This is a genomic window from Burkholderia sp. Tr-20355, assembly GCF_017104685.1.
Classification (GTDB): Bacteria; Pseudomonadota; Gammaproteobacteria; order Burkholderiales; family Burkholderiaceae; genus Burkholderia; species Burkholderia seminalis.
Window position 1 is genome coordinate 42,248 of sequence record NZ_JAAGPK010000036.1, and the last position, 20,732, is coordinate 62,979.

The following is a 20,732-nucleotide window of genomic DNA, read 5'->3' on the forward strand; positions in this document are numbered from 1 at the left end:
TGCGCCGTCAATTCTTCAGCTTGTATCCGGTGCGGAACATCCACGCGACGATCGCGAGCAGGATCACGAGGAACAGCCCGGTCGCGGCGAGGCTGATCCACACGTGTACGTCGGCCAGCCCGTAGAACGACCAGCGGAAACCGCTGATCAGGTAGACGATCGGGTTGAACAGCGTGACGACGCGCCATGCGGGCGGCAGCATGTCGACCGAGTAGAAGCTGCCGCCGAGGAACGTGAGCGGCGTGATGATCAGCAACGGCACGAGCTGCAGCTTCTCGAAGCTGTCGGCCCAGATGCCGATCACGAAGCCGAACAGGCTGAACGTGATCGCCGTCAGCACGAGGAACAGCACCATCCAGAACGGATGCAGGATGTGCAGCGGCACGAACAGGCCGGCCGTGGCGAGGATGATCACGCCGAGCAGCATCGACTTCGACGCGGCGGCGCCGACGTAGGCGATCACGATCTCCCAGTACGACACGGGCGCGGACAGGATCTCGTAGATCGTGCCGGTGAAGCGCGGGAAGTAGATGCCGAACGATGCGTTCGAGATGCTCTGCGACAGCAGCGACAGCATCACGAGCCCCGGCACGATGAACGACCCGTAGCCGATCCCGTTCACGTCGCTGATGCGCGAGCCGATCGCGGAGCCGAACACGACGAAATACAGCGACGTCGAGATCACCGGCGCGATGATGCTCTGCATCAGCGTGCGGCGCGTGCGGGCCATTTCTGCGCGGTAGATCGCGCGGATTCCATGCCAGTTCATGCGTCAGGCTCCTTGCACGCCGTTGCGGCGGTTGTCGATCAGGCTGACGAAGATGTCCTCGAGCGAGCTCTGCGTCGTGTGCAGGTCGCGAAAGCCGATGCCGGCCGAGCCGAGCGCGCCGATCAGTTTCGCGATGCTCGCGTCGTCGCGCTGCGAGTCGTACGTGTAGACGAGCGCGGCGCCGTCGTCCGCGCGTTCGAGCCCGAACGGCGCGAGCGCGGGCGGCACCTCCGCGAGCGGGTGCTCGAGTTGCACGGTCAGCTGCTTCTTGCCGAGCTTGCGCATCAGCTCGCGTTTTTCCTCGACGAGCACGAGCTCGCCGCCGAGGATGATGCCGATCCGGTCGGCCATCTCTTCGGCTTCCTCGATGTAGTGCGTGGTCAGCAGGATCGTCACGCCGCTTTCGCGCAGCGAATCGACGAGCTTCCACATGTCGCGGCGCAGCTCGACGTCGACGCCGGCCGTCGGCTCGTCGAGGAACAGGATGCGCGGCTCGTGCGACAGCGCCTTCGCGATCATCACGCGGCGCTTCATGCCGCCCGACAGCGTCATCAGCTTGTTGTCGCGCTTGTCCCACAGCGACAACGCCTTCAGCGTCTTCTCGATATACGCGGGATCGGGCGCCTTGCCGAACAGCCCGCGGCTGAACGACACGGTCGCCCAGACGCTTTCGAACGCGTCGGTGGTCAGCTCCTGCGGCACGAGGCCGATCATTTCGCGGGCCGCGCGGTATTGATCGCGGATGTCGTGACCGCCGACCGTCACGCGGCCTTCGGTCGGCGTGACGATGCCGCAGATCGAGCCGATCAGCGTGGTCTTGCCGGCGCCGTTCGGCCCGAGCAGCGCGAAGATCTCGCCGGGGCGGATGTCGAGGGTCACGTGCTTCAGCGCCTGGAAGCCGGACGCGTAAGTCTTGGAGAGGTCGGAGACGGAAAGGATCGGTTGCATGCTCACGGGTGGTACGGCCGGCCGGCGCGACGCCGCGCCGCGCGTGCCCGGCGTCGCCGCCGCTGCGAAGCGGCCGGGACCGGGGACGGCATGGCGGTCGGGCGTCATGTCGAACGACGTTGTGGTGCGGGATCGCAGGACCGCCATATTAGCAATCGGTAGATCGAAATGCATTCCGGTGGAAAGGCCGCGTATTGCCGGCGCCGGATTTGCATGAATCGCCCGCACTTCGATCAGCAAATACGTGCTTTATTTGAATTAAGCGAACAATTTGCCGCATTTCTCATGATTCCCGCCGCGACCGTGGTTCCGCCGTTGCGGCACCTCGACTGTGCTGCCGGAAGACCCTTGCGCCGTACCGGGACGGCACGCATCGCGCTCGCGATAATGCGTTCCTTTCATCGTTCATGGAGCGGGCGCATGTCTTTGGTCGATTTCAAGTCCGTGGCCGCCGCGCAGGCCGCCGCATGGAAATCCACGATCGTCGGCGAGGTCGGGCCGGCCCGGATCAAGGTGCTGCGCATGGATGCGCAGCCGTACGACGCGGAAGTGCACGACTACAACGAGGGGCTGCTGGTGCTCGACGGCACGCTGATGCTCGAGGTTGACGGTGAGACGGTGGTGGTTGGGGCCGGGCAGATGTATCTCGCGCGCGCCGGGATACGTCACGCGGTGCTGCCCGGCAGCCACGGCACGCTCGCGATCATCGACGTATGAGGTTGCGCCGCAACATGCGTGCGGGCCGCTGAAGGCCGCCTGGCCTGGCTCGGCGCGGATTGCGCGAGTGCCGTTCAAACGCGTGTTCCACAGCCCGGGTATTTGTCTGAGCAAATAAAATGAAGGCTGTTTGAAAATCTGTTAAATACCGTGTAAACGCTAGGATCGCGCGGGTTCATTCGTTTGGAACTCTGCATCCATTTACTTGTTTGAATGGTCCGATCATAGTCTCGACAAACGACGCATCACGATAACGAATCAAGCGTACGTATGGAGACCACACCATGAGACGCCCATCCGCGGGGCCAGCCGGACTGCCGTTTCCCGATTTTTCGCTGCATGCAGGCGCGACGCAGGTCGCATGCCTGCGTCGTCACCTCGCCGTGTAGCGCGGCGAACCACTTTCCGTTCCGATCGTTCCGACGGCGCCGTGCCGCATGACGGCGCTGCGGGACCGCGCTTGTCTGCCGCAGCGGCGTGTGCCGCACATGCCTGACCGGCATCGCGGCCGTCTGGCGCGCATTGTCATGCGCCGCGCGTTCGGGCGGCGGCGCGATACCAACCGGCGGGCCATGCAGCCTGGCCGGACGAGACTTGTCGTACCTGAAAAGGAGGGGTTGATGATTTGCATTCCTGAATGGCGGAAGGCGATCCTGTCGTGCGCGGTGCTGGTGCTGCCGTTCGTCGCCGGTTGCGGCGGCGGCGACGATCCGGGGCCGATCAACGTGCCGCAGTGCTCGGGCAGCGCCTGCGGGCCGAGCGGCGCCGAAACGACGCCGCCCGTCGTGGCGAAGCTGTGTCCGGACGCGCTCGATTACACGACGACGTATACGGGCGGCGCCGGCAGCGGCGAGTACGTGAAGGTGAAGTTCGACACGACGAAGCTCACCTACCAGATGCAGTTCATCGAATCGTCGGTGCCGACGTCGGCAGGGCAAGTCAACAACACGCGCGCGGGCCTGACGATCAGCGGCGCGTTCCATCATCCGACCAACCTCCCGACGGCCGAGCAGAACCGCTGCGCGTTCGTGCTCGACAGCGGCGCGACGAGCGACGGCGCGTATGCGGTGACGATCAATCGCGCCGATCCGCCGATGCTGTTCGTCGGCAATGGTGTCGTGGGCGGCGGGATTCCGGGGGCGACGATCGCGTTCAAGGGCATCGACCTCGGCGCTCCGTTGCCCATCGGCTACGTGCCGTCGCGCACGTTCGATTTCTATCCGTTCATCGGCTTCATCGAAACGGAAACCGATTTTTCGAAGGTCGCGGGCAATTACAACGAGGTAGGCATCCATCTGTCGCCGCTCGGCGGGGGCGGGCAGAGCGCGCCCGGGCCAATCGGCTGGGAACCGGACGTCGTCAACTGGAACCAGACGCTCAATGCGGACGGTTCGTGCACGATCACCCCGGGCAGCGACTACTCGTGCCAGACGACCGGGACGCCGTGGACGCTGCGCAAGAATGCGGACGGGTCGGCCGACAACGTGTTCGTGAGCAACGGGCTGCCGAACGCGTTTGGCGTGCTCTCGTATCCGATCGCGGGGCAGGGGTCGTCGCTCATCCTTCTTGCGTCGAGCCAGGCCAAAGGCATCATGATCGTCGGCAAGCTGAATGGCGTACGGATACCGGTCGTGATTCGCGTCGGCTACACGTATGTCGATGCGACCAATCTGCTCGCCTCCGTCGCCGATGCCGAAGTCGGTATCTCGATGCTGTCGTCGACCACCGCGATCGCCGCGAATTCGCTGAAAGGCGGCTACATCGGCGCGACCAGCGCCTCCGCCTGCGGCATCGTGACGTCTCCCGGCACGACGACCTTCTTCCCGACGGCGGGCCCGAGCTTCAATCCGAACGTGCCGCATCCGGAGCTGCCCGGCAGTTTCGTCAACGGCACCTTCCTGACGGAAGCGGGCACCTGCAACGACGGTACCGCCGTGTCGACGCTGGCTGCGAACTATACGTCCACGCTGTTCCAGGGCAATACCGCGGCATTCATCGATCCGCAGACGTCGTCGGTCACCTCGCAGTTCGCGCTCGACTATACGCAGGCCACGCCCGGCAAGATCAAGGTGACCGCCACGCAGGACTTCAACGCGAAGGGCGCGAACGGCAACGTGGCGATCTTCAGCAAGGGCGACACCGGCTGGCTCGTGACGGCCGGCAACGTCTACGCGATGGTCGTCAACAACAACAAGGTCAACCCGTTCTTCACGGTCGGTGCGTTCGTCCAGTAACCCTGCATTGAACACGTAACACCGGCGGCGCATGCGTCGCCGCCGGCGAATCGAATTTCAAGAGGATTCCTATGAATGTGAAGCAATGGATGGCCGCGGCATCGCTCGCGCCCGTGCTGGCCGCATGCGGCGGCGACGGCGACCCGCCGCCCGCGCCGGTGGTCCGGCTGTGTCCGCAGACGATCGACTACAACACGGTATTCATCGGCGGGTCGGGGTCGGGCGAGCTCGTGAAGGTGCAGCTCGACACGACGAAGATGACGTACCGGATGACCTACCTCGCGTCGCCGGTGCCGACCACCACCGGCACCGTGCAGCCGACGCGCGACACGGCGCCCGCCAATGTGGTCGACGGCACGCTGGCCGACGAAACGGGGCTGCCGACGGTGAAGCTGAACCAGTGCACGTTCCGGATGCAGAGCGCGAGCCTCGACCCGAGCCGGCCCGCGCGGCTGTTCCTCGGCGAAGGCGTGCTGGGCGGCGCGATTCCCGGCGCGACGATCCAGTTCGACGGCGTGATCGGCGTCGGCAAGATCCCGAAGACGACGTTCCCGTATTACCCGTTCATCAGCTTCTCGTCGCTGGAAACCGACCTGACGAAGATCGCCGGCACGTACAACCAGCTCGGCTATCACCAGGTGCCGTCGCAGAACTTCCAGCCGGTGGCGCTCGACCAGAAGGTGACGATCAACGCGGACGGCAGTTATACGGAAACCGACAACTTCGGCAAGAAGAACGGCGGGTTGCCGCTCGCGTCGAGCGCGACCGTGAACCAGCCGTTCACGCTGCGCCCCGATGCGCCGGCGTTCCAGTCGCTCAACTACCAGCCGCAGATTCCGCCGACGCTCGCCGCGCTCGATCCGGCGAAGGCCGGCAAGGGGATCCTGATCGTCGGCAAGCTGCGCAACCAGCTCGTGCCGATCTTCATCCGCACCGGCGCCGCGAACGCGGACCTCACGCAAGGCCCGCCGAGCGCGGACGACGAATCGGGCATCTCGTTCCTGAGCCCGCAGACGGCGATCGCGCAGGGCTCGCAGGACGGCGAGTACACGGGCGTCGACAGCGCGTTCAACTACCGCGCGACCGCGCTCGTCGGCGCGCAGGCCACGCTGCTCGATCCGTTCAACGCGTCGCAGGCCGCGCTCACGCGCGCGCTGAACCTCGACTACACGCAGAAGGTGCCGGGCGTCGTGACGACCGTGCACGCGGATGCGGCGTCGGGGCCGGCAACCGGCAAGTTCGTGTTCACCGGCGGCGTGTTCGGGTTCCTCGACATGGCCGATACGAGCAACCCGTACTTCACGGTCGGCGCATTCGTGCAGTGACGCACGCCTGGATGGAGACACGGTGGCGCCGCGCGCGGATGCGCGGCGCCCCGACAGAACGAGGGGGAGACTTCATGAAGAAGCTGATTGTCGCGGGTGTCGCCGCAGTCGCGTCGACGCTCGCATCGGCCCAGCAGGCGGGCGACAACGTCGCGACGCTGGGCTGGCTGCACATCATGCCGCAGGATTCGACCAACGGGTTGACGACGAATCTCGCGAGCATGCCGATCAACGGGCCGCTGCGCCTGCCGGGCTCGTTCACGTCGCCGGGCACGAGCCTGACGGTCAACAATGCCGATACGGTCGGCCTCACGCTCACGCACTTCTTCACCGACCACATCGCGGTGACGTCGGTGCTCGGCGTGCCGCCCGAGTTCACGCTGACCGGCCATGGCGTGATCAAGCCTCCGGGCCCGGCCGGCGCGCTCGGCAACGTCGACATGGACAAGTCGGCGAACCAGCCGGCCGTGAAGAACGCGCGGCAGTGGAGCCCGACGATCATCCTGCAGTACTACTTCAATGCGCCGACGGCGAAGTTCCGCCCGTTCGTCGGGATCGGCGTGGCCTACAGCTGGTTCAGCAACATCGAACTGAACGGCAACTTCGCGAAGGACATCAACGAGAACCTCGGCAGCGTGCTCGCGGCCGGCGCCGGCAAGCCGGGCGCGACGTCGGTGGAGGGCAAGGCGTCGTCGTCGTTCACGCCGGTCTACAACGTCGGCGCGAGCTATGCGATCGACAAGCACTGGGGGCTGACGGCGACGCTGACCTATATGCCGCTGAAGACCTACTCGTCGCTCGTGATCAAGGCGGCCGACGGGTCGACGCTCGCGACCACGCGCACGCGGCTGAAGGCCGATCCGCTGATCACGTTCGTCGGGATTTCCTACAAGTTCTGAGCCGACCGGCGCGCATGACGCGCGCCGGCGGTTTCCTGCGCCCGGCTGGCCGGATCGTTCCGGCCGGAAGGTCGCGTTCCTGGCGGCGTGCCGCCATTTGTGAAGAGAGGGGGCAGTTCAAATGAGCATTCGCAAAATCGTATCGCTTGTTGCTGCAGTGGCTTTCACCGCGGTTTCGGCCGCGCCTGTTTTCGCCGTCACCGTTTCGCGTGCCGACGGCCAGCCGATGAATCCGAACGGCGAGCCGTTCTCGGCGTCGGGGCTGACGGCGCTGGCCAAGGGGTCGATCAACGCGAACTGCAACGCGACCTTCAACGGCACGATCACGTCGACCGGCATCGTCAACATCACGTCGACGACGTTCTCGGGCGGCGCGACGTGCGGACTGATCAGCGGCAGCGCGAGCAGCACGTCGCCGTGGACGGGCCAGGCCGACAGCACGACGCAGTTGTCGATCAACAACGTGAAGGTGAACGTCACGTTGCTCGGTACCTGCGGGCCGAGCAAGGTCGTGACGGCGTGGAGCGATTCGAACTCGTCGCTGACCTTCGACAAGTCCGCGCTGACGCCGGATTGCACGGTGAGCGGCACGGTCGCCACGTCGCCGAAGTTCCACGTGCAGTAAACGCCGGGCGATCGAAGCGGAACCCGCCGCGCACGAGGGCCGTGCGGCATGTGCGGCGGGTTTCCGCGGCTTCGATGGGTTCGTGCCGTCGCGTGTATCGGCGCGGCGGCCGGATTCATTCGGCGGCGCGATCGTTTCTGCCGGTGTGCCGCCATTCATATCAAAAAAGAGAGAGGGCAGTGCAGATGAACATTCGTCCAATCGCATCGCGTGTCGCTGCCGTGGTATTCACCGCGGTTTTGGCCGCGCCCGCCTTTGCCGTGACGGTTTCTCGCGCGGACGGTCAGCCGATGAATCCGAACGGCGAACCGTTCTCCGCGACGGGAATGACCACGCTCGGCAAGAAGGCGATCAACACCAACTGCGCGGTGACGTTCAACGGAACGATCACGCCGGCGGGCGTGATCCGCATCACGTCGGCGCAGTTCGGCGGAGGCAACTGGTGCCCGCTGATCAGCAGTACGGCGAGCAGCGCCACGCCGTGGACGGGGCAGGTGGACAGCGCGACACAGCTGTCGATCAACGATGCGCAGGTGACCTTCACGCTGCTGGGTTCTTGCGGTCCCGACAAGCTCGTGGCGGCGTGGAACGATTCGAACGCGTCGCTGACCTTCAACCAGGCCGAATGGGCGCCGGACTGCAGGTTGGCCGGCACGCTCGTCGCGTCGCCGAAGCTCCACGTGCAGTAACCGTCGCGGAGCGCCAGCCGTGCGCGAGGATCGTGCGGTTCGCACGCGGCCATGTTCGCCTCCTCGATGTATTCGCGTCGTCGCGCTTATCCGCGTGCCGGCCGAGCCGCCCGTGTCGCGATCCGGCATGGGCGGACCCGCGGGGCGGGCGTGACGTACTGCGCTTCCCCGATTCGATCGAAACAAAACGATTCCAATTGGCCGGAACCATGCTTACCGATCCAGCAAAGTATGGCGATGCCCGCGACGCGACGCCCGACCGGCTGCGCACCGCCGCGTGGCTGCAATACCTGATCGACCATCTCGACACGGCGTCCTGCACGATGACCGCGCGCGATGCCGGCGACACGGCCGTCGCCGCGTCGTACACGACGCGCGCGGGAACCGGCACGAGCCTGTCGCGCGAAGCGGCGGCCGCGCTCCACCGGCTCGTCCCGTGGAGCGCGTCGGACGGCGGCGGCTGCGCGTGCGACCCGGCCGATCCGCTCGGCGCGTGCTCGCATGTGCCGTCCGTCCGGCAACTCGCTGAGGCCGAACGTTGCTGCCCGGGCTCGCGTGCCGTATTCGACTCCGCGCACGGCGTGATCGAGGTGTGCGCATTCGACGATCCCGACATCGGCTGGGCCGCGCTCGAACGCATTGCCGGCGGCGTCGAACGCCACGGCGAAGACGCGCGAGAACGCGTCGCGAACCCACCTGACGGGCCGCGCGAGATGCCGCCTGCGAAGAACCCGAGAGAAAGGCTGACCGCTATCGCGGCAGCGAACGGGGAAACGCCGACCCACCCCGGCGCCGTCATCGACGCGATCGTGCTGCGCGCATGCGGCCCGCGAGACGACGCGGCGCGCATCGACGAGATGGCCGCGCTCGCGATGTTCTCGGCCGGGCTCGCGGCCGGCAACGGCGTGTCGGTTCAGGCGTACGGCGGGCAGCACAATCTCGTCGCGCGGGCGATCCGTACGCATCGCGCCGATCTCGCGTCGATGGACGGGCTGCTTGCCGCGCTCGCCGTTTGCCGGCTCGATCGACTCGTCGGCGCGGGCAGCTTCTGGGCCTGCTACCTGCTGGCGGGCATCGCGATCGCCGCACCGGATACGGTGCGGGAAATCGGCGGTCGCTTCCACGGCGACACCTGGCAGGCGTGGCTCGACCACGTGCTCGCGTGGCCGGCGGTCAGCCGCTTCGGGCCGACGGAGGATGTCGCGTTCGACCGCCTGCGCGACGCGATGAGCCTGACGTCGCGCTGGAATCCGATCGTCCGCGGCAAGCGGGTGCGCACGCGGGGCGTGACGATTTCCCGCTCAGGCGAAGACGGGAGCAAGGCCGGCTGACGGGGGGCTTGGCCGGGATGAAACGGCCCGCACCGCCTCGCGCGCAGGCGCTCGCCCCGGGGCGACATCCCGGGCCGCGTTGGCACGTGCGGGCGCGGCGTCACGCCATGGGCCGCGTCGTGCGACCGCACGACTGCCGCGCCGACCGGCCGCGCAACGCCTCGGTTCCGCGCTCCATCGACCGGACGCAGTATGTGATGCCGCCGACCATCGCGATCGGCGGCGTTTCATCAGGACACCATCCAGGTTCGGGCAGCGCGCCCGCCGTCGTCAGACCGTCTCGGGCTGCCGCACGGCCTTCGCGACGTTCCTCGCCATCGCGCCGTTCGCGACGAAGTACGGCACGTCGACCCGCGCGAGCGGCTGGCGGCCGCGGATCTTGTCGGCAATCTTCTCGGCGATCATGATCGTCGGCGCGTTCAGGTTGCCGGTCGTAATGATCGGCATGATCGACGCATCGACCACACGGAGCCCTTCGAGCCCGTGGACGCGGCCTTCTTCATCGACCACGGCCATGTCGTCGTAACCCATCTTGCACGAGCACGACGGATGGAACGCGGTCTCCGCGCGGGCGCGCACGAACGCGTCGAGTTCCTTGTCGCTCTTGCAGTCGGCACCCGGGTTCAGCTCGCGGCCGCGATAGCGGTCGAGCGCGGGCTGGCGCATGATCTCGCGCGTCGCGCGGATCGCGTCGCGGAACTCGCGCCAGTCGAGCGCTTCGGCCATGTAGTTGAACAGGATGCTCGGATGGTCGTTCGGGTCGCGCGAGCGCAGCTTCACGCGGCCGCGGCTCGGCGAGCGCATCGAGCCGACGTGCGCCTGGAAGCCGTGCATCTCGATCGCGTTCGAGCCGTTGTAGTTGATCGCCACCGGCAGGAAGTGATACTGGATGTTCGGCCAGAGGTCGTCGTCGCGCGTGCGGATGAAGCCGCCCGCCTCGAAGTGGTTGCTCGCGCCGAGGCCCGTGCCGTTCAGCATCCATTCGAGGCCGATCTTCGGCTGGTTCCACCACTTGAGCGCCGGGTACAGCGAGACGGGTTCCTTGCACTCGTACTGGATGTACATCTCCAGGTGGTCCTGCAGGTTCTGGCCGACACCCGGCAGGTCGAGCACGACGGGGATGTCCAGTTCCTTCAGCCACGCGCCGGGGCCGACGCCCGAGCGTTGCAGCAACTGCGGCGACGCGATCGCGCCGCTGCACACGAGCACTTCGCGGCGTGCATGCGCGCTCGCGCGCTCGCTGCCGCGCAGGTACGTGACGCCCGACGCGCGCTTGCCGTCGAACAGGATGCGGTCGGCGAGCGCATGCGTGACGATCTCGAGGTTCGGCCGCACCTTCGCCTGGTCGAGGTAGCCGCGCGCGGTGCTCGCGCGGCGGCCCTTCGGCGTGACCGTGCGGTCCATCGGGCCGAAGCCCTCCTGCTGGTAACCGTTCAGGTCGTCGGTGCGCGGATAGCCGGCCTGCACACCCGCATCGACCATCGCCTCGAACAGCGGGTTCACGCCCGGCTTGCTGGTCGTGACCGACACGGGGCCGCTGCCGCCGTGATAGTCGTTCGGGCCGACGTCGCGCGTCTCGGCTTTCTTGAAGTACGGCAGGCAGTCGAGATACGTCCAGTTCTCGAGGCCCTTGTGCGTCGACCAGTTGTCGTAGTCGAGCGCGTTGCCGCGGATGTAGCACATCCCGTTGATCAGCGACGAGCCGCCGAGCCCCTTGCCGCGGCCGCATTCCATCCGGCGGTTGTCCATGTGCGGCTCGGGGTCGGTCTCGTACGCCCAGTTGTAGCGGCGGCCCTGCAGCGGGTAGGCGAGGGCGGCCGGCATCTGCGTGCGGAAGTCGAAGCGGTAGTCGGGGCCACCGGCTTCGAGCAGCAGCACCGTGACGTCCGGATCTTCCGTCAGGCGCGTTGCGAGCACGTTGCCCGCGGAACCGGCGCCGCAGATGATGTAGTCGTATTCGCGTGTCGTCATGACGGTCAATCTCCTTTCGTGATCCTCAAAACACCGGGTTGTAGCGGCCGAGCTCGACCTGCACCGACTTGATTCGAGTGTAGTGCTCGAGCGTCGTGATGCCGTTCTCGCGTCCGACACCGGATTGCTTGTATCCGCCAACCGGCATTTCGGCCGGCGATTCGCCCCACGTGTTGATCCAGCAGATGCCGGCTTCGAGGCGATGGATCGTGCGGTGCGCGCGCGACAGGTTCTCGGTCACGACGCCGGCCGCGAGGCCGTAGTGCGTGTCGTTCGCGCGGGCGATCGCTTCGTCTTCCGATTCGAAATCGAGGATGCTCATCACCGGCCCGAAGATTTCCTCGCGCACGATCCTCATGTCGTCGCGGCAATCGCCGAACACGGTCGGCGCGACGTACTGGCCGTTCGCGAAGTGGCCGTCGGTCAGGCGGGTGCCGCCCGCGAGCAGCTTCGCGCCTTCGGCCTTGCCGCTCTCGATGAAGCCGAGCACCTTGTCGAGCTGCGCGGCCGACACGAGCGGGCCGAAGTTGGTGTCGGCATCGGTCGGCTTGCCGACGCGGATGCGCTTCACGCGTTCGAGCACCTTTTGCGTGAACGCATCCTTGATCGAGCGGTGCACGAACACGCGCGTGCCGTTCGTGCAGACCTGGCCCGAGCTGAAGAAGTTGGCGGTCACGGCGATGTCGGCCGCACGATCGAGATCCGCATCGTCGAACACGATCAGCGGCGACTTGCCGCCGAGTTCCATCGTCACTTCCTTCAGCGACGAGGCGCCGGCCAGCGACATCACTTTCTTGCCCGTCTCGACGCCGCCCGTGAACGACACCTTCGCGATGTCCGGGTGGCCCGTCAGCAGCGCGCCGACCGAGCCGTCGCCCTGCACGACGTTGAACACGCCGGCCGGCACGCCGGCTTCCGTATAGATTTCCGCGAGCTTCAGCGCGGTCAGCGGCGTGACCTCGCTCGGCTTGAACACCATCGCATTGCCGGCCGCGAGCGCGGGCGCGGTCTTCCAGCACGCGATCTGGATCGGGTAGTTCCACGCGCCGATGCCCGCGCACACGCCCAGCGGCTCGCGGCGCGTGTAGACGAACGACTCGGCGCGCAGCGGCACCTGCAGCCCCTCGATCGCGGTCGCGAGGCCCGCGTAGTACTCGATCACGTCCGCGCCGGTGACGATGTCGACCGCGAGCGTCTCGCCGATCGGCTTGCCGGTGTCGCGCGTTTCGATCGCCGCGAGTTCGTCGTTGCGTTCGCGCAGCAGGTCGACCGCGCGGCGCAGGATGCGCGAGCGCTGCATCGCGGTCATCGCGGCCCATTCGCGCTGGCCTTCCTGCGCGGACGCGACGGCACGCTCGACGTCGGCCGCGCTTGCCTGCTGCACCTGGGCGAGCAGTTCGCCGGTGGCGGGATCGAAGGTGTCGAAAGTCTTGCCGCTCGTGGCGTCGACGTAACCGCCGCCGATGTAGAGGCGCTGCAAACCGTATACGGACATGAGGATCTCCTGGTAGGCGACTGCGTGACGCGTCAGGCGGACGCGAGCAGCAGGTCGATGTAATCGTGGGCGAGCTTCAGTGCAGCCCGGGTGTCGATCGGGCCGCCGGCGAGCGCGCCGCGCAGCCACAGGCCGTCGATCAGCGCGGCGAGGCCGCTGGCGGCTTCGCGCGCTTTCGTGCGCGGCAAGGCCTTCGCGAACTCGGCGCACAGGTTCGAATGGAGGCGCCGCGTGTTGACGTGCTGCAGGCGCTTGAGCATCGGGTCGTGCATGCTCTGCGACCAGAACGCGAGCCACGTCTTCATCACGGGGGCGCTGACCTGCGTATCGTCGAAGTTCGCGGCGACGATCGCGCGCAGCCGCGAACGCGGATCCTTGCGCGCGGCCGTGCGGCGGCGCGTGGTGGCCGACCACAGGTCGCGCAGCACGTGCCGCATCGTCGCTTCGAGCAGGCCGTCCTTGTCGCCGAAGTAGTGGCTGACGATGCCCGTCGAGATGTTCGCGCGTTGCGCGACCGAGGCGAGCGTCGTGCCGGGCAGGCCCGCTTCGTCGATCGAGCGCAGCGTGGCATCGATCAACTGCGCGCGGCGGATCTCCCGCATTCCGACTTTCGGCATCGCGACTCCCTTCGCCCGGACGGGGCCGTTCATGGAAGTCGAAAGCTTAGCGGTTTTTTATTGATCGTTCAATCAACAAAAAATCAGGGTCCGACGGCGAAACAGCACGCCGCGACGGGTGCCGCGTCGCCTCCGCGGTCATGTGCGGGTGCGGAAAAATGCATTGAAAGAAGGTTAATTAAATTGAAATCTGTTTAAAACGGATTCCGAAAAGATGACGCAATGCGAGGGAAAATTTCCACTTCCGGTGCATTACAAAACGAAAGAGTGTCGAAATATGTAAGATTATTCGCAATGTGAAATCGTCAATTCGGATCGTGAATGCGTGCAGCTTTCATGAAATCGTTTTAATCAGGCGATTAAAATATCTTATGTATTTGAATTTAAAAAAGAATATCGATTTTTCGAGCGCTTCTCCGGATTGCTCGCAAACGATTGCGTTCGCCCGCGTGGAGAATCCGCATACCATAGAAATTGACGAAAAAATTTGAATCATGGGCATTTTCTAACAGAGTAGAGGGGATCGTTGGAATGACTTGAGTAAGTAATATCGACCGTATTAGTATGGCGCCGCACCATCAGGAATCAATGAGCGCCGCCGGCATTTGCCGCGGTGCGTCGGCAATGGGCGCGATGACGGATCGCGCACGGGGCCGTCACCTGTCATTGCGCACCTGCAGCATGCCGCGACGTCGAGACGCCGCATCCACCGGAGAACGACGATGCCGACCGAAAAACACGTGGTCCCGCTACCGAATGGCCTGAAGGTCTATGTCGAACGGAACGTGTTCGACCCGGCGTTCGACACCGCGATGCTCGTCAACGGCGCGCTCGCGACGACGGCGTCGTTCGGGCAGACCGTCCAGTACCTCGGCGAGCGGATGAACACGATCTGCTTCGACCTGCCGTATGCGGGCCAGTCGCGTCAGTACAACCCGGGTTGCTGCATCCTGACCAAGGACGACGAAGCCGCGATCCTCCAGTACCTGGTCGAGCATTTCGCGCCGGCGTTCCTCGTGTCGGTGTCGTGGGGCGGCGTCGCGTCGCTGTTCGCGCTCGCGCGCGGCTGCCCGAGCGTGCGTCGCGCGGCGATCTGCTCGTTCTCGCCGTTCCTGAACGACGCGATGGTCGACTACGTGACGCGTGCCCGCGATCACATCGCGGCCGGCGAGAACCTGAAGGCCGCGCAGCTGCTGAACGACACCGTCGGCCGCTACCTGCCGCGCATCATGAAGCTGTACAACTACCGGTATCTCACGCGCCTGCCGCGCGACGAGCAGGACCAGGTCGCGTTCCACGTCGACCAGATTCTGTCGCTGCGGCCCGAGCGCTACTTCAGCGAGTTCTCGAACATCGGCTGCGAGCTGCTGTTCCTGAACGGCGAGCGCGACGAATACACGACGCCGGCCGACGTGCGCCAGCTCGGCGCGCACGTGTCGCGCGCACGGTTCGCGACGGTGCCGGACGCCGGCCATTTCCTCGACATCGAAGGCCGCGCGCAGCGCGAATGCACGCGCACGGCGCTGCTCGAGTTCTTCTGCGGCGAGGCGAGCGTCGCGGCCGGCATGGCGCGCGCCGCCGCGCATGCGTGCGTGCCCGCGCCGATGCACGCGCTGTCGTCGTGACGCCAACCGTCGTGCACCGGGTTCGCCCCGCACATCCGAATTCCCATCCCAACGAGGCAGGCCAGCCGTGAATATCGTTCAGACCATCGCCATCGTCGTTCCGTGGGCCGCATGGCTCGCTTACTGGATCGCCACGTCGCAGGGCGTGAAGACGACCGTGCGCAAGGAAGCGTCGCGCTCGCGCACGCTGCAGTCGATTCCGCTGATCGTCGGCGGCGCGCTGATCATCCTGCCCGATCCGTCGTGGCAGGCGCTCGTGCCCGACTGGCAGCGCTTCGGGCTGCAGGCGCAGTGCGGGCTTGCGGTGCTGGCGGCCGGTCTGTTGTTCTCGGTGTGGGCGCGGTTGCATCTCGGCACCAACTGGAGCGTGTCGGTCACGCTGAAGGAGAACCACGAGCTCGTCCGCACGGGGCCGTACGCGTTGGTGCGCCACCCGATCTATACGGGCTGCCTGGTCGCGCTCGCCGGCGCCGCGCTGATCGGCGGCGAATGGCGCGGCGCGGTCGGCGTGCTGCTCGTGTTCGCGTCGCTCGCGTACAAGGTGCGCGTCGAGGAGAGCTGGCTCACCGGTCATTTCGGGCCGGCGTACACGCAGTACCGCCGCGAAGTGGCGGCGCTGATCCCCGGTTTCTACTGACCTCCGCGAGGCGCGCGATGGCGAAGATGATCGTGACCGCGATCGGCTCGGCGGGCGACGTGCATCCGCTGCTCGGTGTCGCGCGCACGCTCGCGGCGCGCGGTCACGACGTGGTGTTCTGCACGCACGCGCCGTTCGAGGCGGCCGTGCGCCGCTGCGGGTTCGCGTTCGTGCCGGTCGGTACCGCGGCCGAATACGACGCCGCGATGGAGAACCCGGCACTGTGGGATCCGCGCACGTCGTTCCGCACGCTGTGGCAGGTGATCGCGCCGACGCTGCGCCCGCATTACGACGCGCTGCATGCGCTGACCGATGCCGACACGGTGCTCGTCGGCACGCTGTGGGCGTTCTCCGCGCGCTTCATGCAGGAACTGCATGGCACGCCTTACGTGTCGGTGCAGGTGTCGCCGTCGACGCTGCTGTCCGCGCATGCGCCGCCGACGCACCCGCGCCTGACGATTCCCGCGCGCTGGCCGCTGCCGGTGAAATCGGCGCTGATGACGCTGATCGAGCGCCAGGTGCTCGACCGCGTGTGCGGCCCGGCGCTCGACGCGGTGCGCCGCGATCTCGGGCTCGCGCCCGCGCGGCGCGTGCTCGGCCGCTGGCTGCATTCGACCGACGGCGTGCTGTGCCTGTTTCCCGCCTGGTTCGCGCCGCCGCAGCCCGATTGGCCGTCGAACCATCTGCAGAGCGGTTTTCCGCTGTTCAACGATATTGCGACGCCCGACGATGATGTGGCACTCGATGCGTTTCTCGCGGCCGGCGAGCCCCCGGTCGTGTTCACGGCCGGTTCGACACGCGTCGATCACGCGGCCTACGCGCGCGCGGTGGCGGACGCGCTGCGCGCGACCGGCGCGCGCGGGATCCTGCTGACGTCGCACGATGCGGCGCCGGGCGACGAGCGGCTGCTCGTGCGCCGCTTCGTGCCGATGCGTACGCTGCTGCCGCGTTGCCGCGCGCTCGTGCATCACGGCGGGATCGGCACCGCGGCGCTCGCGTGCGAGGCGGGGATCGTGCAGGTCGTCACGCCGTTCGCGCACGACCAGTTCGACAACGCGCAACGCGTCGTCGCGAACGGCTGCGGCGTGCGCGTCGACGGCCCGGTCGACGGTGCGCGGCTCGGCGCGGCGCTCGCTCGCGCGCTCGACGAACCGGCGTTCGCGGTGCATGCGAAGCGCACGCGCGCGCTGCTCGCGGCCGCGCCGGACGGTTGCGAGGCGGCCGCCGATTTCATCGAACGATGCGTGCCGAAGCGCGGCCGGCTGGCCGCGCGGGCCGATCTCGCGGCGGCCGGCGCATGAGCACCGCGTCGCCGCTTCACGACGGGCCGGTCGCGCCGTCCGCGTTCGACATGCCCGCGCCCGCGCCGGCCGCGCAGCCGGTGCGCGGCATCCGTCTCGCGCTGCTGACGTTCGCGCTGTCGCTCGCGACCTTCATCGAGGTGCTCGATTCGACCGTGACGAACGTCGCGGTGCCGGCGATCTCCGGCAGTCTCGGCGTATCGAACAGCCAGGGTACGTGGGTGATCAGCTCGTACTCGGTCGCGGCGGCGATCGCGGTGCCGCTGACGGGCTGGCTCGCGCGCCGCGTCGGCGAGCTGCGGCTGTTCGTCGGCGCGGTGCTGCTGTTCACGCTCACGTCCCTGCTGTGCGGGCTGGCGCGCGACCTGCACGTGCTGGTGATCTGCCGCGCGCTCCAGGGGCTGTGTTCCGGGCCGATGGTGCCGCTGTCGCAGACGATCCTGCTGCGCACGTTCCCGCCGGACAAGCGCACGATCGCGCTCGCGCTGTGGGCGATGACGGTGCTGCTCGCGCCGATCTTCGGGCCGGTGGTCGGCGGCTGGATCGTCGACAACTTCTCGTGGCCGTGGATCTTCCTGATCAACCTGCCGATCGGGCTGTTCTCGTTCGCGGTGTGCACCGCGATGCTGCGCCCCGACGCGCAACGCGGCGCGGCCGGTCCGATCGACGTGCCGGGCATCGTGCTGCTCGTGATCGGCGTCGGTTCGCTGCAGGCGATGCTCGACCTCGGCCACGACCGCGGCTGGTTCGGTTCGCCGCTGATCGTCACGCTGGCGGTGGTCGCGACGCTCGCGATCGTGTCGCTGCTGATCTGGGAAGCGGGCGAGGCGCACCCCGTCGTCGATCTCAGCCTGTTTCGCGACCGCACGTTCTCGTTCTGCGTGCTGATCATCTCGCTGGGGATGATGAGCTTCTCGGTGGTCGGCGTCGTGTTCCCGCTGTGGATGCAGGCCGTGATGGGCTACAACGCGTTTCACGCGGGGCTCGCGACCGCATCGCTCGGCGTGCTCGCGCTCGTGTTCTCGATACTCGTCGGGATTCACGCGCACCGCTTCGACGCGCGCGTGCTCGCGACCTTCGGCTTCCTCGTGTTCGCTGCCGTGCTCGCGTGGGATGCGCACTTCACGCTGAAGATGACGTTCGCGCAGATCGCGGCGCCGGGGCTGATCCAGGGGATCGGGCTGCCGTGCTTCTTCATTCCGCTGACCGCGGCGACGCTGTCGCGCATTCCGGACGACCGGCTTGCCGCCGCGTCGAGCCTGTCGAACTTCCTGCGCACGCTGTCCGCCGCGTTCGGCACCGCGATGAGCGTCACGCTGTGGGAAAACCGCGCGACCTATCACTACGACACCGTGTCGCAATCGGTCACGCACGCGTCGGCGAACACGCAGCGCTTCGTGCACGCGCTGAACGCGATGGGCGTGGACGGCGTGCGCGAGTTGTCCACGCTGCACCACGTTGTGATGCAGCAGGCGTACATGATGGCGACCAACGACATGTTCTGGATGGCGAGCATGACGTGTCTCGCACTCGCGGCGATGATGTGGCTGACGCGGCCGAAGCGCGGCGCGGCCGCGTCGTTCGGGCATTGAGGAGAAGACCATGACGACACTCGGCGCACTCGTGATCCTGTATCACCCGAGCGATGCGCAGCTCGACGCGCTCCGTGCGTGGCGGCACGCGTGCGATGCGCTGCTCGTCGTCGACAACACGCCGCGGCCCGATGCGCGGGCGCGCGCGCTGTGCGACAGGGAAGGCATCGCGCTGCTGCATCACGGCAATCGCGGCGGGATCGCGGGCGCGTACAACGCGGGGCTCGCGGCGCTGTTTCGCGATCGCATCGACGCCGTCGCGCTGTTCGACCAGGATTCGTCGGTGCCGGCCGCCTATTTCCCGGTGATGCGCGACGTCTGTGCGGGGCTCGCGGGGCGCGCGTTCCTGGCCGGCCCGCGCATCTTCGACGAAAACGCGCGCAGCTTCCTGCCCGAACTCGCGACGAACGGCATCGGCCTGCGCCGCCTGCGCATCGAGCCGGGCGCGCCGCTGCAGCGCTGCGCGTTCCTGATCTCGTCGGGCTGCGTCGTGTCGCGCGACGCGTTCGACCTGCTCGGCCGCTTCGACGAGACGCTGTTCATCGATCACGTCGACACCGAATACAGTTTCCGCGCGCTGTCGCGCAACGTGCCGCTCTATGTCGTGCCGTCGCTGGTGCTGCCGCACCGGATCGGCGCGAAGCAGCGGCACGCGATCGGCCCTTTTGAAATGACGTCGATGAATCATTCGTGGCAACGGCGCTACTACAGCGCACGCAATGCGGTGCAGCTCGGGATGCAGTACGGGCTGCGCTTTCCGGTGGCGATCGTGCCGAACCTGCTGACCGTGTGGCAGGTCGTGCAGATCGCGCTCGTCGAGCGCGACAAGCGCGCGAAGCTGGCCGGCATCCTGTTCGGCGTCGCGGACGGCCTGTTCGGCCGGCTCGGCCCGCTCGAACGCACGCGGCCGCGTCTGGCCGCGCGTGCGCAGCGCGTTCGGCAGGGGTGACGATGCGGCGTTCGAGGAAAGCGGCGGGGCCGGCGCGCGGCGTGAGGGGCGGCGCGACGATCGCGGCGGCGGCCGCGCTGCTCGCGTTGAGCGGATGCGTGCCGTCGGGGTTCCTGCCTTCGCTGTCGCTGCGTGCGCCGGCCGACGACGCGCTCGCGCATACGGCCGGGCCTGGCGCGAACGGCGCATGGCCGGCACCGGACTGGGTGAAGCAGCTCCAGGATCCGCAGCTCGACGAGCTGGTGGCCGAGGCGTCGCGGAACAGTCCCGATGTGCAGGTCGCACAGGCGCGGTTGCGGATCGCACAGGCACAGCTTCAGCAATTCGATTCGCTGACCGGGTTGACGGGCACGGCCGGCGCCACGATCAGCCGCGCGCGGATGCCGAAGCCGGGCGACATCGCCGACGTGACGGCCGGCGGCTATCGCGTGCCGGTGCAGATCTTCGGCGATCCGAACGTATCGCCGTCGTCGATCTTCGTCGGGCTGAACTACCAGCTCGACCTGTGGGGCAAGAACCGCGCGGCGACCAGGAGCCTGATGTCGCTGCGCGACGCGGCCGGCGTCGAAGCCGAGCAGGTGCGGCTGACGCTCGCCGTCGCGATCGTCACCGTGTACTGCCAGCTCGACCAGGCGTACGCGGTGCGCGACCTGTTGCAGCAAAAGCTCGCGATCAGCCAGCGCGTGACGGCCGTGCTGCGCGAGCGCACCGCGCGCGGCCTCGACAACGCGTACGACGCGAGCGACGCGTCGATCAAGCGCAGCCGCCTGCTCGAACAGATCGCGCTGAACGACGAGCAGATCAAGCTCGCGCAACTGCAGCTCGGCGTGTTGTCGGGCCGCGGCCCGGAGCGCGGGCTCGCGCTGCAGCCGCCGCGCGTCGGCGCGTTCGCGGGCGGCTCCGTGCCCGCCCGGCTGCCGGCCGATCTGCCCGGCCGCCGGCCCGACCTCGTCCCCGCGCGGCTGCGCGCCGAAGCCGCGCTCGCGCGTGCGCTTTCCACGCGCGCGC

The 20,732-nt window shown here is 67.3% G+C and carries 18 protein-coding genes; 13 read left to right on the plus strand and 5 right to left on the minus strand.

The genetic code is table 11. The features are described 5' to 3' along the window. Positions 1-7: 7 nt before the first annotated feature. Together G3N62_RS12410 and G3N62_RS12415 are read right to left on the minus strand one after the other, a co-directional pair. Positions 8-769, minus strand: coding sequence for an ABC transporter permease (locus tag G3N62_RS12410; RefSeq protein WP_034186063.1), 762 nt, complete (start codon positions 767-769; stop codon positions 8-10). A gap of 3 nt (positions 770-772) precedes the next feature. Further along, positions 773-1,717, minus strand: coding sequence for an ABC transporter ATP-binding protein (locus tag G3N62_RS12415; protein WP_034186209.1), 945 nt, complete (start codon positions 1,715-1,717; stop codon positions 773-775). 420 nt (positions 1,718-2,137) lie between these two features. Here G3N62_RS12415 and G3N62_RS12420 point away from each other — a divergent pair, with 420 nt between their 5' ends. The 7 genes from G3N62_RS12420 (at position 2,138) to G3N62_RS12450 (ending at position 9,537) form a co-directional block, all read left to right on the plus strand. Next, positions 2,138-2,434, plus strand: coding sequence for a cupin domain-containing protein (locus tag G3N62_RS12420; RefSeq protein ID WP_059556917.1), 297 nt, complete (start codon positions 2,138-2,140; stop codon positions 2,432-2,434). Between the two features lie 620 nt (positions 2,435-3,054). Beyond that, a complete protein-coding gene (locus G3N62_RS12425; RefSeq protein ID WP_049035969.1) occupies positions 3,055-4,668 on the plus strand; it encodes a DUF2957 domain-containing protein in 1,614 nt (537 codons plus the stop codon). Positions 4,669-4,739: 71 nt separating this feature from the next. After that, positions 4,740-5,993 (plus strand): DUF2957 domain-containing protein, encoded by a 1,254-nt coding sequence (locus tag G3N62_RS12430; RefSeq protein ID WP_124669604.1) that lies wholly within the window; start codon positions 4,740-4,742, stop codon positions 5,991-5,993. Positions 5,994-6,067: 74 nt separating this feature from the next. Beyond that, positions 6,068-6,892: an OmpW family outer membrane protein gene (locus tag G3N62_RS12435; protein WP_034186067.1), complete on the plus strand. Its 825-nt coding sequence runs from the start codon at positions 6,068-6,070 to the stop codon at positions 6,890-6,892. Positions 6,893-7,013: 121 nt separating this feature from the next. Continuing rightward, entirely contained in the window at positions 7,014-7,517 is a 504-nt protein-coding gene (locus tag G3N62_RS12440) for a hypothetical protein (protein ID WP_049035976.1), read from the plus strand. A gap of 185 nt (positions 7,518-7,702) precedes the next feature. Beyond that, on the plus strand, positions 7,703-8,206 hold the full coding sequence (locus tag G3N62_RS12445; RefSeq protein ID WP_124607767.1) for an activator protein: 504 nt from the start codon (positions 7,703-7,705) through the stop codon (positions 8,204-8,206). 209 nt (positions 8,207-8,415) lie between these two features. Continuing rightward, entirely contained in the window at positions 8,416-9,537 is a 1,122-nt protein-coding gene (locus G3N62_RS12450) for a hypothetical protein (RefSeq protein ID WP_124669605.1), read from the plus strand. A 270-nt stretch (positions 9,538-9,807) separates the two neighbouring features. Here the strand turns inward: G3N62_RS12450 and betA are convergent, their stop codons facing one another. Genes betA through betI form a run of 3 tightly spaced genes read right to left on the minus strand, consistent with a single transcriptional unit; the run spans position 9,808 to position 13,620 of the window. Continuing rightward, a complete protein-coding gene (gene betA / locus G3N62_RS12455) occupies positions 9,808-11,508 on the minus strand; it encodes a choline dehydrogenase (RefSeq protein WP_059556914.1) in 1,701 nt (566 codons plus the stop codon). A gap of 25 nt (positions 11,509-11,533) precedes the next feature. Then, positions 11,534-13,003 (minus strand): betaine-aldehyde dehydrogenase, encoded by a 1,470-nt coding sequence (gene betB / locus G3N62_RS12460; protein WP_124669606.1) that lies wholly within the window; start codon positions 13,001-13,003, stop codon positions 11,534-11,536. 32 nt (positions 13,004-13,035) lie between these two features. Beyond that, positions 13,036-13,620, minus strand: a complete 585-nt coding sequence (gene betI, locus G3N62_RS12465; protein ID WP_034186211.1) for a transcriptional regulator BetI — start codon at positions 13,618-13,620, stop codon at positions 13,036-13,038. A 722-nt stretch (positions 13,621-14,342) separates the two neighbouring features. Between betI and G3N62_RS12470 the strand changes: the two genes are divergently transcribed. The 6 genes from G3N62_RS12470 to G3N62_RS12495 form a co-directional block, all read left to right on the plus strand. Continuing rightward, positions 14,343-15,245, plus strand: coding sequence for an alpha/beta hydrolase (locus G3N62_RS12470; RefSeq protein WP_034186072.1), 903 nt, complete (start codon positions 14,343-14,345; stop codon positions 15,243-15,245). 67 nt (positions 15,246-15,312) lie between these two features. Beyond that, a complete protein-coding gene (locus G3N62_RS12475) occupies positions 15,313-15,882 on the plus strand; it encodes an isoprenylcysteine carboxylmethyltransferase family protein (protein ID WP_034186073.1) in 570 nt (189 codons plus the stop codon). A gap of 17 nt (positions 15,883-15,899) precedes the next feature. Beyond that, entirely contained in the window at positions 15,900-17,183 is a 1,284-nt protein-coding gene (locus G3N62_RS12480; protein WP_124669607.1) for a nucleotide disphospho-sugar-binding domain-containing protein, read from the plus strand. Next, entirely contained in the window at positions 17,180-18,775 is a 1,596-nt protein-coding gene (locus tag G3N62_RS12485; RefSeq protein ID WP_185733060.1) for a DHA2 family efflux MFS transporter permease subunit, read from the plus strand. Before G3N62_RS12480 ends, G3N62_RS12485 begins: the two co-directional genes overlap by 4 nt. Before the next feature lie 10 nt (positions 18,776-18,785). Further along, positions 18,786-19,724, plus strand: coding sequence for a glycosyltransferase family 2 protein (locus G3N62_RS12490; RefSeq protein WP_034186076.1), 939 nt, complete (start codon positions 18,786-18,788; stop codon positions 19,722-19,724). Positions 19,725-19,726: 2 nt separating this feature from the next. Next, positions 19,727-20,732: TolC family protein (locus tag G3N62_RS12495; RefSeq protein ID WP_206141241.1), on the plus strand; the 1,006-nt coding region annotated here is incomplete at its 3' end.

What these genes read in the sequence shown, in the direction of transcription:
- G3N62_RS12410 (WP_034186063.1), bottom strand. Translation starts at nt 769, where the DNA reads ATGAACTGGCATGGAATCCGCGCGATCTACCGCGCAGAAATGGCCCGC.
- G3N62_RS12415 (WP_034186209.1), bottom strand. Translation starts at nt 1,717, where the DNA reads ATGCAACCGATCCTTTCCGTCTCCGACCTCTCCAAGACTTACGCGTCC.
- G3N62_RS12420 (WP_059556917.1), top strand. Translation starts at nt 2,138, where the DNA reads ATGTCTTTGGTCGATTTCAAGTCCGTGGCCGCCGCGCAGGCCGCCGCA.
- G3N62_RS12425 (WP_049035969.1), top strand. Translation starts at nt 3,055, where the DNA reads ATGATTTGCATTCCTGAATGGCGGAAGGCGATCCTGTCGTGCGCGGTG.
- G3N62_RS12430 (WP_124669604.1), top strand. Translation starts at nt 4,740, where the DNA reads ATGAATGTGAAGCAATGGATGGCCGCGGCATCGCTCGCGCCCGTGCTG.
- G3N62_RS12435 (WP_034186067.1), top strand. Translation starts at nt 6,068, where the DNA reads ATGAAGAAGCTGATTGTCGCGGGTGTCGCCGCAGTCGCGTCGACGCTC.
- G3N62_RS12440 (WP_049035976.1), top strand. Translation starts at nt 7,014, where the DNA reads ATGAGCATTCGCAAAATCGTATCGCTTGTTGCTGCAGTGGCTTTCACC.
- G3N62_RS12445 (WP_124607767.1), top strand. Translation starts at nt 7,703, where the DNA reads ATGAACATTCGTCCAATCGCATCGCGTGTCGCTGCCGTGGTATTCACC.
- G3N62_RS12450 (WP_124669605.1), top strand. Translation starts at nt 8,416, where the DNA reads ATGCTTACCGATCCAGCAAAGTATGGCGATGCCCGCGACGCGACGCCC.
- betA (WP_059556914.1), bottom strand. Translation starts at nt 11,508, where the DNA reads ATGACGACACGCGAATACGACTACATCATCTGCGGCGCCGGTTCCGCG.
- betB (WP_124669606.1), bottom strand. Translation starts at nt 13,003, where the DNA reads ATGTCCGTATACGGTTTGCAGCGCCTCTACATCGGCGGCGGTTACGTC.
- betI (WP_034186211.1), bottom strand. Translation starts at nt 13,620, where the DNA reads ATGCCGAAAGTCGGAATGCGGGAGATCCGCCGCGCGCAGTTGATCGAT.
- G3N62_RS12470 (WP_034186072.1), top strand. Translation starts at nt 14,343, where the DNA reads ATGCCGACCGAAAAACACGTGGTCCCGCTACCGAATGGCCTGAAGGTC.
- G3N62_RS12480 (WP_124669607.1), top strand. Translation starts at nt 15,900, where the DNA reads ATGGCGAAGATGATCGTGACCGCGATCGGCTCGGCGGGCGACGTGCAT.
- G3N62_RS12485 (WP_185733060.1), top strand. Translation starts at nt 17,180, where the DNA reads ATGAGCACCGCGTCGCCGCTTCACGACGGGCCGGTCGCGCCGTCCGCG.
- G3N62_RS12490 (WP_034186076.1), top strand. Translation starts at nt 18,786, where the DNA reads ATGACGACACTCGGCGCACTCGTGATCCTGTATCACCCGAGCGATGCG.